Source organism: Microbacterium sp. 22242 (genome assembly GCF_052045495.1).
Taxonomy (GTDB): domain Bacteria; phylum Actinomycetota; class Actinomycetes; order Actinomycetales; family Microbacteriaceae; genus Microbacterium.
On record NZ_JBQEOZ010000018.1, the window covers coordinates 39,597 to 52,745 of the forward strand.

At 69.9% G+C, this 13,149-nt stretch carries 14 protein-coding genes and 2 tRNA genes; 14 read left to right on the forward strand and 2 right to left on the reverse strand.

Translation table 11 applies throughout. The features are described 5' to 3' along the window. Positions 1-27 precede the first annotated feature (27 nt). The 8 genes from rapZ (at position 28) to ACTJJZ_RS16000 (ending at position 6,599) form a co-directional block, all read left to right on the forward strand. Positions 28-897 carry an RNase adapter RapZ gene (gene rapZ / locus ACTJJZ_RS15965; protein WP_440722179.1) on the forward strand — a complete coding sequence of 290 codons (870 nt, stop codon included), beginning with the start codon at positions 28-30 and terminating at the stop codon, positions 895-897. Between the two features lie 87 nt (positions 898-984). Next, positions 985-1,962 carry a DNA-binding protein WhiA gene (whiA, locus tag ACTJJZ_RS15970; RefSeq protein ID WP_440722180.1) on the forward strand — a complete coding sequence of 326 codons (978 nt, stop codon included), beginning with the start codon at positions 985-987 and terminating at the stop codon, positions 1,960-1,962. Positions 1,963-2,151: 189 nt separating this feature from the next. Next, a complete protein-coding gene (locus tag ACTJJZ_RS15975) occupies positions 2,152-2,778 on the forward strand; it encodes a superoxide dismutase (protein ID WP_440722181.1) in 627 nt (208 codons plus the stop codon). A gap of 100 nt (positions 2,779-2,878) precedes the next feature. Beyond that, positions 2,879-3,889, forward strand: coding sequence for a type I glyceraldehyde-3-phosphate dehydrogenase (gene gap, locus ACTJJZ_RS15980; protein ID WP_440722182.1), 1,011 nt, complete (start codon positions 2,879-2,881; stop codon positions 3,887-3,889). 9 nt (positions 3,890-3,898) lie between these two features. Next, entirely contained in the window at positions 3,899-5,125 is a 1,227-nt protein-coding gene (locus tag ACTJJZ_RS15985; RefSeq protein WP_440722183.1) for a phosphoglycerate kinase, read from the forward strand. Next, positions 5,116-5,907: a triose-phosphate isomerase gene (gene tpiA / locus ACTJJZ_RS15990; protein ID WP_440722184.1), complete on the forward strand. Its 792-nt coding sequence runs from the start codon at positions 5,116-5,118 to the stop codon at positions 5,905-5,907. The genes ACTJJZ_RS15985 and tpiA overlap by 10 nt, the downstream gene beginning before the upstream one ends. Before the next feature lie 87 nt (positions 5,908-5,994). After that, entirely contained in the window at positions 5,995-6,243 is a 249-nt protein-coding gene (secG, locus tag ACTJJZ_RS15995) for a preprotein translocase subunit SecG (RefSeq protein WP_440722185.1), read from the forward strand. Beyond that, the gene (locus ACTJJZ_RS16000) at positions 6,243-6,599 is read left to right on the forward strand and encodes an RNA polymerase-binding protein RbpA (protein WP_440722186.1); all 357 of its coding nucleotides are present in this window, start codon (positions 6,243-6,245) and stop codon (positions 6,597-6,599) included. The genes secG and ACTJJZ_RS16000 overlap by 1 nt, the downstream gene beginning before the upstream one ends. Before the next feature lie 110 nt (positions 6,600-6,709). Here ACTJJZ_RS16000 and ACTJJZ_RS16005 read toward each other — a convergent pair whose 3' ends face one another. Continuing rightward, positions 6,710-7,990 (reverse strand): hypothetical protein, encoded by a 1,281-nt coding sequence (locus tag ACTJJZ_RS16005; protein WP_440722187.1) that lies wholly within the window; start codon positions 7,988-7,990, stop codon positions 6,710-6,712. Positions 7,991-8,249: 259 nt separating this feature from the next. Then, positions 8,250-8,320, reverse strand: a tRNA-Gly gene (locus ACTJJZ_RS16010). A 168-nt stretch (positions 8,321-8,488) separates the two neighbouring features. On the opposite strand from ACTJJZ_RS16010, the gene ACTJJZ_RS16015 reads away from it, so the two are divergent. From ACTJJZ_RS16015 to ACTJJZ_RS16040, 6 genes are all read left to right on the forward strand, one after another. Continuing rightward, a tRNA-Pro gene (locus ACTJJZ_RS16015) sits at positions 8,489-8,562 on the forward strand. Positions 8,563-8,626: 64 nt separating this feature from the next. Beyond that, positions 8,627-10,123 carry a trigger factor gene (gene tig, locus ACTJJZ_RS16020; protein ID WP_440722188.1) on the forward strand — a complete coding sequence of 499 codons (1,497 nt, stop codon included), beginning with the start codon at positions 8,627-8,629 and terminating at the stop codon, positions 10,121-10,123. 72 nt (positions 10,124-10,195) lie between these two features. Further along, a complete protein-coding gene (locus ACTJJZ_RS16025; protein WP_440722189.1) occupies positions 10,196-10,690 on the forward strand; it encodes a tetratricopeptide repeat protein in 495 nt (164 codons plus the stop codon). Positions 10,691-10,770: 80 nt separating this feature from the next. After that, a complete protein-coding gene (locus ACTJJZ_RS16030) occupies positions 10,771-11,376 on the forward strand; it encodes an ATP-dependent Clp protease proteolytic subunit (protein WP_440722190.1) in 606 nt (201 codons plus the stop codon). Positions 11,377-11,391: 15 nt separating this feature from the next. Further along, entirely contained in the window at positions 11,392-12,042 is a 651-nt protein-coding gene (locus ACTJJZ_RS16035) for an ATP-dependent Clp protease proteolytic subunit (protein WP_440722191.1), read from the forward strand. Positions 12,043-12,185: 143 nt separating this feature from the next. After that, complete coding sequence (locus ACTJJZ_RS16040) at positions 12,186-13,142, forward strand: sugar-binding transcriptional regulator (protein ID WP_440722192.1); 957 nt, start codon at positions 12,186-12,188, stop codon at positions 13,140-13,142. Positions 13,143-13,149: the final 7 nt, after the last annotated feature.

Here is a 13,149-nt window from a genome sequence, read left to right on the forward strand (position 1 = left end):
GCTGGAACCGAGCGAGGAGGACAGCAGATGAGCGCCGACCAGGGGGAGTTCCTGATCGTCACCGGAATGTCGGGCGCGGGGAGGTCGACCGTCGCGAACGTGCTCGAGGACCTCGGCTGGTACGTGGTCGACAACCTTCCTCCGCAGATGCTCCGCCCGCTGCTCGACCTCGCCAACCTGGGCGGGGCGGCGCTGCCCAAGGTGGCCGCCGTCGTGGACGTGCGCGGACGAGATCTCTTCGACGGATTCCCCGGTGTCGCCAAGGCCCTGCGCGAGCACGGGTCCGTCCAGGTCGTCTTCCTGGATGCGGCGGACGACGTGCTGGTGCGCCGGTTCGAGTCGGTGCGCCGACCGCACCCGCTGCAGGGCGACGGCACGCTGCTGGACGGCATCCGCACCGAGCGCACGCGCGTCGCGCCTCTGCGCGAGGCCGCCGACATCATCATCGACACCTCGAACTTCAACGTGCACCAGCTGGCCAACAAGGTCACCGAGGTGTTCGCCGAGGAGGGCGCCGCCCGGCACAAGCTCACGATCATGAGTTTCGGGTTCAAGTACGGGCTGCCGTCCGACGCCGACCTCGTCGCCGACATGCGGTTCCTGCCGAACCCGTTCTGGATCGACGAGCTGCGCGGATCCACCGGCCTGGACTCCGAGGTGCGCGAGTACGTGCTCACCCGCGACGGCGCCCAGGAGTTCCTGGACGCGTACGCGGCGGCGCTCGCGCCGGTCCTGGAGGGCTACCAGCGCGAGAACAAGAGCCACTCCACGGTCGCGGTGGGCTGCACAGGCGGCAAGCACCGCTCTGTCGCGATGGCCGAGGAGCTCGCCCGCCGTCTGGGACAGACGCCGGGCGTCGCCGTGACCGTGCGGCACCGCGACCTCGGGCGCGAATGACGCCGGCCCCGGCGGGTGCGACGCGCCGAGGCCGGGTAAGCTGATCCTTCGCGCCGCAATCCGGCGCTGCCCGAGAGAAGGAGACCCGTGGCTCTCACCACCGACGTCAAAGCAGAGCTCGTCAGCATCCGGAATGCACCCCCCACGGTGCGTGTCGCGGAGGTGACGGCAGTGCTGCGTTTCGCCGGCGGTCTGCACTCGATCGCGAACCGCATCGCGGTCGAGGCCGAGGTGGACGCGGAGCTGCTCGCGCGCCGCGTGGCCCGTGATCTCGCCGAGCTGTTCGGCGTCCGCCCCGAGATCGCGCCGATCCAGGGCGCATCCAGCCATGACGGAGCCAAGTACGCGGTGCGCGTGATCGCGGCGGGGGAGACCCTGGCGCGGCAGACGGGTCTGCTCGACCAGCGCCGCCGGCCCGTCCGCGGCCTGCCCAATCGCCTCACCACCGGCTCGCGGGAGGAGCTCGCAGGGCTCTGGCGCGGCGCGTTCCTCGCCGCGGGATCGCTCAGCGAGCCCGGTCGCTCGGCGGTCCTCGAGGTCGCCTGCCCCTCGTCCGAGGCCGCCATGGCCCTCGTCGGCGCGGCGCACCGCATCGGCATCTCCGCGAAGGCCAGGGAGGTCCGCGGCATGCCGCGCGTGGTGATCCGCGAGGCCGAGGGGATCCGCGCCCTGCTCGTCCTCATGGGCGCCACGCAGACGGCGGCGACCTGGGAGGAGATGCGCCAGCGCCGCGAGGTGCGCGCCGGCGTGAACCGTCTCGTGAACTTCGACGACGCGAACCTGCGCCGCTCGGCACAGGCGGCGGTCGCCGCGTGCGCGCGCGTCGAGCGCGCCCTGGAGATCCTCGGCGAGGATGTGCCGGAGCATCTGCGCACGGCCGGGGCGCTCCGCCTCGCGCATCGCGACGCGAGCCTCGACGAGCTCGGCCACCACGCCGACCCGCCGCTGACCAAGGACGCCGTGGCGGGTCGCATCCGGCGCCTGCTCGCGATGGCCGACAAGCGCGCTCAGATCGACGGCATCCCCGGCACCGAATCCGCGGTGCCCGCCGGAATCGACCTCTGATCCGCCCCAGGATTCCAGCCTGCGGAAACGCGCCCTGCGCCGTCCGGATCCGCCCTGTCACACGGGGAAGGATCCCCGCGCGGGGCGCGTTGCCGTCGTTAGGATGGTGAACGTCCCGCCCCGCGCGCACACCGCGTCGCGGGGGACCGACAAGCGCCGCGCGCGCGGTGCGGATTGGATGAAATCGACATGGCGACCTACACGCTGCCCGACCTTCCCTACGACTACGCGGCCCTCGAGCCGCACATCAGCGGCAAGATCATGGAGCTGCACCATGACAAGCACCACGCCGCCTACGTCGCCGGCGCGAACGCCGCGCTGGACGGTCTCGCCGAGGCCCGCGAGTCCGGCAACCTGGCCAATGTGAACCGCCTCGAGAAGGACCTGGCGTTCCACCTGGGCGGCCACGTCAACCACTCGATCTTCTGGACCAACCTGTCGCCGAACGGCGGCGGCCAGCCCGAGGGCGAGCTCAAGGCGGCCATCGACGAGTTCTTCGGATCGTTCGAGAAGTTCCAGGCGCACTTCACCGCTGCTGCGATGGGGATCCAGGGCTCCGGCTGGTCCGTGCTGAGCTGGGACCCGATCGGCGCCCGCCTCATCATCCAGCAGCTGTTCGACCAGCAGGGCAACACCGCGCAGGGCACCGTGCCCCTGTTCCAGCTGGACATGTGGGAGCACGCCTTCTACCTCGACTACCTCAATGTGAAGGCGGACTACGTCAAGGCCGCGTGGAACATCGCCGACTGGGAGAACGTCGCCCGGCGCTTCGAGGCAGCGCGCGAGAAGACCAACGGACTGCTGGTACTGTCGTAAAAGATGGGCGTCCTGATGGGCGAAAATCCCATCAGGACGCCGTTGTCCGCGCAATCCGCAAGAATCACGCACTTCCTTGAGTAAGAACCAGGAGACTTTCGTGTCTGTCAAGATCGGTATCAACGGCTTCGGCCGCATCGGACGCAACTACTTCCGCGCAGCGCTGGAGCAGGGTGCGGACCTCGAGATCGTCGCGGTCAACGACCTCACCGACAACAAGACCCTCGCGCACCTGCTGAAGTACGATTCCGTCGGCGGCGTCCTGAAGGCGGACGTCAGCTACGACGAGTCGAGCATCACGGTCGACGGCAAGCACATCAAGGCGTTCGCCGAGCGCGACCCCGCGAACCTGCCCTGGGGCGAGCTGGGCGTCGACATCGTCATCGAGTCGACCGGCTTCTTCACCAAGGCGGAGCTCGCCAAGAAGCACATCGAGGCCGGCGCCAAGAAGGTCCTGATCTCGGCCCCCGCCACCGGCGACGACGCGACCATCGTGATGGGCGTCAACGAGGAGACCTACAACCCGGAGACGGACCACATCATCTCCAACGCCTCCTGCACCACGAACTGCCTCGCACCGCTCGCGAAGGTGTTCAACGACGAGTTCGGCATCGTCCGCGGCTTCATGATGACCGCGCACGCGTACACGGCCGACCAGAACCTGCAGGACGGCCCGCACGGCGACCTGCGCCGCGCCCGCGCGGCCGCGATCAACATCGTCCCCGCATCGACCGGCGCCGCCAAGGCCATCGGCCTGGTGCTGCCCGAGCTCAACGGCAAGCTCAGCGGTTCCTCCTACCGCGTCCCGGTTCCCACCGGGTCGATCGTCGACCTGACGCTCATCACCGAGCGCGAGGATCTGACGGCCGACGAGGTCAACGCCGCATACGCGAAGGCTGCCGCCGACGGCCGTCTCGCCGGCTTCCTGCAGTACAACGAGGACCAGATCGTCTCGAGCGACATCCAGGGCAACGCGCACTCCTCGATCTTCGACGCGACCCTGACCAACGTCTCCGGCAACCTGGTCAAGGTGTCCAGCTGGTACGACAACGAGTGGGGCTACTCCAACCGTCTCGTCGACCTCACCGAGTACGTCGCCGAGCGCCTCTAAGCTCGACACATGACTCTGCGCACGCTCGACTCCCTCAAGGAATCGGTCGGCTCGCTCGACGGCGCACGCGTCATCGTCCGTTGCGATCTCAACGTCCCGCTCCGGGACGGGATCATCACGGACGATGGCCGCGTGCGCGCGTCGGTGCCGACCCTCAAAGCCCTCATCGATCAGGGCGCCCGTGTGATCGTCTGCTCGCACCTGGGACGCCCCGACGGGGCCCCGGACCCGCAGTACAGTCTCGCGCCGGTCGCTGCCCGCCTCGGCGAGCTGCTCGGCCAGGAGGTCGCCTTCGCGACCGACACGGTCGGATCCTCCGCGCAGGAGGCCGTCGCCGCGCTGCAGCCGGGCGGCGTCGTCGTGCTGGAGAACCTCCGCTTCAACGCGGGGGAGACGGCGAAGGACGACGCCGAGCGCCGCGCCTTCGCGGAGCAGCTCGCCGCCCTCGGCGAGGCGTTCGTCTCCGACGGCTTCGGGGTGGTGCACCGCAAGCAGGCCAGCGTCTACGACCTCGCCCAGCTCCTGCCGTCCGCGGCCGGGCTGCTGATCGAGGCCGAGCTGACCGTGCTGGACAGGCTCACCGAGAACCCCGAGCGGCCCTACACGGTCGTGCTCGGCGGATCGAAGGTGTCGGACAAGCTCGGCGTGATCTCGCACCTGCTGCCGCGTGTCGACCGCCTGCTGGTCGGCGGCGGCATGCTGTTCACGTTCCTCGTGGCCGAGGGCCACGCGGTCGCGTCCAGCCTCCTGGAGAAGGAGCAGCTCGACACCGTGCGCGGGTACATCGCGGAGGCGAAGGAGCGCGGCGTCGAGCTCGTGCTCCCCACCGACGTCGTGGTCGCCGCATCGTTCTCGGCCGACGCCGCGCACGAGGTCGCGGCGGCGGACCGGATCGAGGACACCTCGTTCGGCGCGTCCGGGATCGGCCTCGACATCGGACCGGACACGGCGGCACGCTTCGCCGAGGCGATCCGCGGATCGAAGACCGTCTTCTGGAACGGCCCCATGGGCGTGTTCGAGTTCCCGGCGTTCGCCGCCGGCACCAAGACGATCGCGCAGGCGCTCACCGAGACCGAGGGCCTCAGCGTCGTCGGCGGCGGCGACTCGGCCGCAGCGGTGCGCCAGCTCGGCTTCGCCGACGACCAGTTCGGTCACATCTCGACGGGTGGGGGCGCGAGCCTCGAGTTCCTCGAGGGCAAGAAACTCCCCGGCCTGGAGGTGCTCGGATGGGCGTGAACAATCGGACCCCGCTGATCGCGGGCAACTGGAAGATGAACCTGGACCACCTGCAGGCGGTCGCGTTCGTGCAGAAGCTGCACTGGACGCTGAAGGACGCGAAGCACGAGGACGGGACGGTCGAGGTGGCGGTGTTCCCGCCCTTCACCGACCTGCGCAGTGTGCAGACCCTGATCGACGCCGACAAGATCCCGTTCGCCCTCGGCGCGCAGGACCTGTCGGCGCACGACTCCGGCGCGTACACCGGCGAGATCTCCGGCGCGTTCCTGGCGAAGCTCGACGCGCGCTACGTCATCATCGGCCACTCGGAGCGGCGCGAGTACCACGCCGAGTCCGACGAGGTCGTGGCGGCGAAGACCAAGGCGGCGCTCACGCACGGCCTGGTGCCGGTGATCTGCGTCGGCGAGACGGCCGAGGACCTGGAGAAGTTCGGCGCGAGCGCCGTCCCCGCCGGTCAGCTCGAGGCGGCCCTCGCCGGGCTTCCCGCGACGGCGGACATCGTGGTCGCGTACGAGCCGGTCTGGGCCATCGGATCGGGCCAGGCGGCCACGCCTCAGCAGGCGCAGGACGTGTGCGCGGTGCTTCGCGGCGTGATCGCGAAGAGCCTCGGCGACGACGCGGCCGCGCGCACCCGGATCCTCTACGGCGGCTCGGTCAAGTCGGTGAACATCGCGGGCTTCATGCGCGAGCCGGACGTGGACGGCGCCCTCGTGGGCGGTGCCAGCCTGGTGGTCGACGAGTTCGCCGCGATCGTCCGGTATCAGAAGCACGTCGGGGTGTGATCCGGAGGCGGATCCCCGCCCCGACGTATAATTGACCGTTACCCGGGCTCCCGCACGTCCGTGCGGGCCCGAGCGAAAGGCCGATCCGTGGATATTCTCCAGTTCATCCTGCAGGTCCTGCTGGGCATCACCAGCGTCCTGCTGACACTCCTGATCCTGCTCCACAAGGGGCGCGGCGGCGGTCTGTCAGACATGTTCGGCGGCGGGATGTCCTCCGCGGTCGGATCCTCCGGACTGGCGGAGCGCAATCTCAACCGTTTCACCGTGGTCCTCGCGCTCGTGTGGTTCGTCGCGATCGTGGGCCTCGGTCTCATCACGAAGTTCGAGGTGATCTGATGGCCACCGGCGGCAACGCGATCCGGGGAACCCGGGTCGGATCCGGCCCGATGGGCGAGCAGGACCACGGGTACCACGCCGACCGCATCGCGATCTCGTACTGGGACGGGCTCGGCAACGAGGCCGTGCGGTACTTCGCGGCGGGCCTGCCCGAGGAGGAGATCCCGGACATCATCGATCACCCGCACTCCGGCCTCCCGGCCGGACGCGACAAGGAGAACCCGCCTGCGATCGCCAAGCCCGAGCCGTACAAGACGCACCTCGCCTACGTGAAGGAGCGCCGCACGGACGAGGAGGCCGAGCAGCTGCTCGACGACGCGCTGCAGCAACTGCGCGAGCGCCGCGGCCAGCGCTGATCCTCCGGCACACGCATCGAGAGCCCCCGCTTCGGCGGGGGCTCTCGACGTCTCAGCACCGGGCGCGGCGATACGCGCGCCCGGCACGCGCGATGGTGCGGGGAAACCGGTCAGCGGCAGCTGCTCGCGGTCTGGATCAGCGACTCCGGGGGAGCGCCGTAGGCGGAGGTGCCGTTCGCGTCGTCCGTGTACCCCATGCTGATCGCCCACGCGGTCGCCCAGGCCTCCGCGGTCTGGGCGTTCGTCGTGTCGTACATCGCGCGGCAGCGGACGGTGATCGCGTGCCCGACCTCGTGAGCGACGATCGCGTGCGCGGCATCGCTCGGCCAGTCCTCTGCGATCGAGTTGGACAGCCGGATGGTCGCGTAGCCGCCCTGGTCGTACCACCACGCCGTCTCGCCGGAGAGGTAGTCGTTCGGCCCGCCCTTCCCGTTCACCAGATCCGCCCATTCGAAGTCCATCAGCACGCCCGGTGCGAGTGAGCGGGCGAACGCCTCCAGCTGCAGTCGGGAATCCTCGAGCGGACCGGCCTCGGCGGCCAGGGTCGCCGCGTGCGAATCCTGCAGCTTCTGCACCGCCAGCACCAGGGCGGGGTACACCGTCGTGACCCGGTCCTGCAACGGCGTGGCGAGGCTCTTCACCTGGGTGACCATGCTGCGCAGCGCCAGCACGCTCTCGTTGGTCGCGGGGACGTTGGCGGCCTCGGCCGCGGCCGCACGATCGGCGGCGGAGATCAGGGCCGCGGAACCCGCGGCCTGCACGGCCGTGACCGAGCCCTCGACCTTCTTCTCGGCGGACGACAGCGCCGTCGCGTTCTTGCGGGCGTCCGCGGCCTCGGTGCGCAGCCGGCCGGCCGCGGCCTGCGCGTCCCAGAACCAGAACGGCTTGGCGATCTTCGCCGGAGGCCGCGCCGGGATCAGCGCGTTCGCGGCCTTCGTCTCCTGCGTGCCACGGTCATCGGCCGCGGTCAGCGCGGTCCGATCCGCCGGGGTGATGAGGTCGCTCTGCACCGCGAGCACGGCGTCGACGATCTTCGCGGTGCCGTCGCTGCGGGTGAGCGCGGCACGGACCTGCTGCACGGCGGCGTCCTGCCCTGACTCGGCCCGGTTCAGCGACGTGCGAGCCGCGTCGAAGCCCTGCGCTGCGCTGATCTGGACGGCGGTGAAGCCTGCCGCGAGCAGCGCGACCGCGGTCACCGAGAGCGTCCACGCGAGCACCCGCCGGCGGGAGCGCTGAGCGCGCGGCGGCTCCGGCTCGGCGTCAGCGCCGGGCGCGGAGGCGGCCCCTGGTGCGGCGAACGTGCCGGTGAACTGCGGCGGCAGCAGGTGCTCGGACGCGTGCCGGCCGGAGTCCGGATCCTCGGAGGGCGAAGGGGCGAGCGGATCTGCCATCGATGTCCCGTCGGTCGTTCCAGAAGTCGAATCGGGCGGAGAGCGGGAACCACCGGGACGTCGTACCCGGGAGAGCTCTCTCCTGCGATGATGCAGGGTCGACCGAGAAGGAGGCAACTCTCGTTCGGGCGTTCGAGAATCAGATGCCGAGCAGCGTGCCGTCTCGCGGCGCCGGCGAAGGAGATAAGGTGCCGGATAAGGTGCACCAGGCCGGTTTCGGAGGGGGGCGATGGCCCGCGATCCGTTACGGGAGTAGGGGAGGGGATGACGGGAATCGAACCCGCGTCATTAGTTTGGAAGACTAAGGCTTTACCATTAAGCTACATCCCCGGAATCCGGCGGAATTCCGCTGGATTCTCTCTTCACTTGGGTGTCCTGGATTCTCCGGGCCGAGGCCCTCGGATCCGTGTCCGGACTCCTACGAGCATACCGGACTGTCGAGGCTGCTTCGTTCCGTTAGACTCGTGAAGGCCGTTCCCGCGCGCGCGGGTTCCTACCCGGGGCGTAGCTCAGCTTGGTAGAGCGCCCGCTTTGGGAGCGGGAGGTCGCAGGTTCAAATCCTGTCGCCCCGACGTTCATACACGTCGCACTCGCGGGGGTCACCGCGCGGGAGATTCACAAGGAGAACACACCAGCATGGCGAACAGCACCGTCGAGAAGCTTGCCCCGACCCGGGTGAAGCTGCACATCACGGTCACCCCCGAAGACCTCAAGCCCAGCATCGAGCACGCCTACGAGCACATCGCTCAGGACGTGCAGATCCCTGGCTTCCGCAAGGGCAAGGTGCCCGCGCCGATCATCGACCAGCGCGTCGGCCGCGGCGCGGTCATCGAGCACGCCGTGAACGAGGGCCTGGACGCCTTCTTCCGCGAGGCGTCCCTCGAGCACAACCTGCGCATCGTCGGCCGTCCCTCGGCCGAGGTCGTCGAGTGGCCGAACGAGAAGGACTTCGGCGGCGACCTCAAGGTCGAGATCGAGGTCGACGTCCGCCCGGAGATCGAGGTCCCCTCGCTCGACGGCATCACCGTGACCGTCGACGCCGTCGAGGCCGACGACGCCGCCCTGGACGCCGAGCTGGACCGCCTGCGCGCGCGCTTCGGCACCCTGGTCCCCGTCGACCGCCCCGTGAAGTCTGGCGACTTCGTCGAGCTCGACCTGGTCGCCGCGATCGACGGCACCGAGATCGACCGCGCCGAGGGCGTCTCCTACGAGGTCGGCTCGGGCGAGCTGCTCGAGGGCATCGACGACGCGATCGAGTCGCTCACGGCCGGTGAGGACACCACCTTCCGCTCGAAGCTCGTCGGCGGCGACCACGCCGGCGAGGAGGCCGAGGTCTCCGTCACGATCAAGGCCGTGAAGGAGCGCGAGCTGCCCGAGGCGGACGACGACTTCGCCCAGATCGCCAGCGAGTTCGACACGATCGCCGAGCTGCGCGACAGCCTGCGCGAGTCGGTCTCGCAGCAGGGCGTCTTCACGCAGGCGTCCGCCGCGCGCGACAAGCTCGTCGAGACGCTGCTCGAGCAGATCGAGATCCCCGTCCCGCCGCAGCTCATCGAGGACGAGGTGCACAACCACCTCGAGGGCGAGGGCCGCCTGGAGGACGACGAGCACCGCGCAGAGGTCACCGAGGCCAGCACCAAGCAGTTCCGCACCCAGGTCCTCCTCGACGCCATCGCCGAGGACGCCAACGTGCAGGTCTCGCAGGACGAGCTCAGCCAGTACCTGATCCAGTCGGCCGCGCAGTACGGCATGGCTCCGCAGGAGTTCGTCGAGGCGCTGCAGTCCGCGAACCAGCTGCCCGTGCTCGTCGGCGAGGTCGCTCGCAACAAGGCCCTCGCGGTCGCGCTCGGGAAGGTCACCGTGGTCGACTCCAACGGCAAGGCCGTGGACCTGACCGGCTTCGTGGCCACCGACGACGAGGCCGAGGACGCCGCCGAGGCTCCGGCCGAGGAGAAGCCGGCCGCCAAGAAGGCGCCGGCGAAGAAGGCTCCGGCGAAGAAGGCGCCCGCCAAGGCCGACGAGGCCGAGGACGCCGTCGAGGCTCCGGCCGCGGAGAAGCCCGCCGCCAAGAAGCCGGCCGCCCGCAAGGCCCCGGCCAAGAAGGCCGCCGAGAAGGCCGCCGACGCCGAGTAAGCAGCGGATCCGTTGATCCGGAAGAGGGCGGGTGCATGACGCACTCGCCCTCTTCGCATCCCGAGGAGAGACATGAGCGACTGGCAGGACAGGATCGACGCCGTCTGGGAGGCCGCAGCCGGCGGAGTCGTCGACGACGACGTCATCACGCGAATCGACGCCATCGCGGCGGAGCGCGGATCCGACGACGCGGAGGCCGCGTTCGCACGCGCCGGCGCCCGCGACTCCGCGGGCCGGCCGGACGAAGCGGTGCCTCTGTACCGGCGGGCCCTCGAGCTCGGCCTCGACGGCGACCGGCGCGCGCAGGCGACGATCCAGCTCGCCAGCTCGTTGCGCAACCTCGGCGACGTGGGGGGTGCGCTCGCACTCATCTCCGCGGAGCAGGACGCGCACCCGGACTCGGCGTACCGGGACGCGATCGCGGCCATGCATGCGCTGGCGCTGGCCAGCGCGGGACAGCCGGAGCGCGGGCTCGCCGTGGCGATCCTCGCCCTGGTCCCGCACATGCCGCGCTACCACCGGTCGATGACCGCGTACGCGCGCGAGATCGGCGGCGGCGACGCCTGATATGCCGACGGCGAACACGGCGGGGACGCCGATCCCGCGCCGGTAGATTCGAATCACCGAACACGGAAACAGGAGCGGAAATGGCTGAACCCCTGGTCGCGACGAGCGTCTTCGACAGGCTGCTCAAGGATCGAATCATCTGGCTGGGATCCGAGGTGCGGGACGAGAACGCCAACGAGATCTGCGCAAAGATCCTCCTTCTCGCCGCTGAGGACCCCGAGAAGGACATCTACCTCTACATCAACTCGCCCGGCGGATCCATCACGGCCGGCATGGCGATCTACGACACCATGCAGTTCGTGCCGAACGACATCGTGACGGTCGGCATCGGCATGGCCGCCTCGATGGGGCAGCTGCTGCTCACCAGCGGCACCAAGGGCAAGCGGTACATCACGCCGAACGCGCGCGTGCTGCTGCACCAGCCGCACGGCGGCTTCGGCGGCACGGCCAGCGACATCCAGACGCAGGCGCAGCTCATCCTGTCGATGAAGCAGCGCCTCGCCGAGATCACGGCGGGTCAGACCGGCAAGACGGTCGAGCAGATCAACGAGGACGGCGACCGGGACCGCTGGTTCACCGCCACCGAGGCCCTCGAGTACGGATTCGTCGACCACATGCGCGAGCACGCCAGCGACGTGCACGGCGGCGGCGGCACCGGCGCGGACAACGCGGGCGCGGACAAGTAAGGCAGGACAGGACACATGTACACACCCACCTTCCGCGCGGCCGGCAACCTGCCCTCGAGCCGCTACGTCCTGCCTCAGTTCGAGGAGCGCACCGCCTACGGCTTCAAGCGTCAGGACCCGTACAACAAGCTCTTCGAGGATCGCGTGATCTTCCTCGGGGTGCAGGTCGACGACGCCTCCGCCGACGACGTCATGGCGCAGCTGCTGGTCCTCGAGAGCCAGGACTCCGAGCGCGACATCACCATGTACATCAACTCGCCCGGTGGATCCTTCACCGCGATGACCGCGATCTACGACACCATGCAGTACGTGGCGCCGCAGATCCAGACCGTCGTGCTGGGCCAGGCCGCCTCCGCCGCATCGGTGCTGCTCGCCGCCGGCGCCCCCGGAAAGCGCCTCGCGCTGCCGAACGCGCGAGTGCTGATGCACCAGCCCGCGATGGGCGAGGCGGGGCAGGGCCAGGCATCCGACATCGAGATCCAGGCCGCCGAGATCCTGCGGATGCGCACCTGGCTCGAGGAGACCATGGCGCATCACACCGGCCAGCCGGTCGAGAAGGTCAACCGCGACATCGATCGCGACAACATCCTCTCCGCCCAGCAGGCCAAGGCCTATGGCATCGTCGACCAGGTGCTGTCGAGCCGCAAGCGCCAGGCGCTGAGCTGACACCCAGCCCCACGAGAAGGGCGGTCCGGGAGCGCATCCCGGGCCGCCCTTTCGTGTCCGCCGCGGTTGCGCGGATGCGTATGAGCCGCTGCTCATATGAGCGTCACGCTGCGCGTGCGCGTGCCTGACGATATCCTCGGAGCATGGCCCGGCCCGCGATCGACGACGACGAACTGCTCGCCGTCCGCGTCGCGGAGCTGTACTACGACGAGGACAAGACCCAGGACGAGATCGGCGGTCTGCTCGGCATCTCGCGGTGGAAGGTCGGCCGTCTGCTGCAGCAGGCCAGGGCCGACGGGATCGTGCGGATCGAGATCGTGCATCCCCGCGCCCGCAAACTCGGGATCGAGCGCGAGCTGCGCTCCCGCTTCGGCCTGGCGGATGCCGTCGTGGTGCCGAACGGCGGCACCGACGCCGAGACGCTGACCCGCGTGGCCCAGGGCGCCGCGGACCACCTCACCGCGCTGCGCCCGGTGCCGAAGACGCTCGCCGTGAGCTGGGGACGCACCCTCACGGCGGTCGCCGAGCGGCTCTCCGAAGGCTGGGCGCGCGGCGTCACCGTCGTGCAGATGAACGGCGGGGTGAGCGTCAACCGCCGCCCCGGCGGCGCCGCGTCCCTGGCCGCGACGATCGCTCAGCGCGCCTCGGGCCAGGTCGCCCTGCTGCCCAGCCCGGCGATCCTGGAGCGGCTCGAGACCAAGCAGGCGATCGAACGCGACCGCACCGTCGCGGGAGTGCTCGCACAGGCCGCCGACGCGGACGCCTACCTGTTCACCGCGGGCGTGTGCGACGCCGGATCCGCGCACGTCGAGAACGGCTATCTCACCGTCCGCGACATCGAAGAACTGGCGCGTCGTGGCGCCGTCGGCGACGTGCTCGGCCGCTACATCGACGCGGACGGCAACGTCGTCGATCCCGAACTGGACGCCCGCACGGTCGGCCTCGGCCTGGACCGGCTGCGTGCGGCGCGCACCTCCGTCTTCGTCACCGCGGGTCAGGCGAAACACGACATCGCCCGCACCGTGGTGACCGCGAAGCTGTGCACGATGGTGGTCACCGACGAGGAGACCGCCCGAACCCTCTTGGAGCTGGATCAGTGACCGGAAC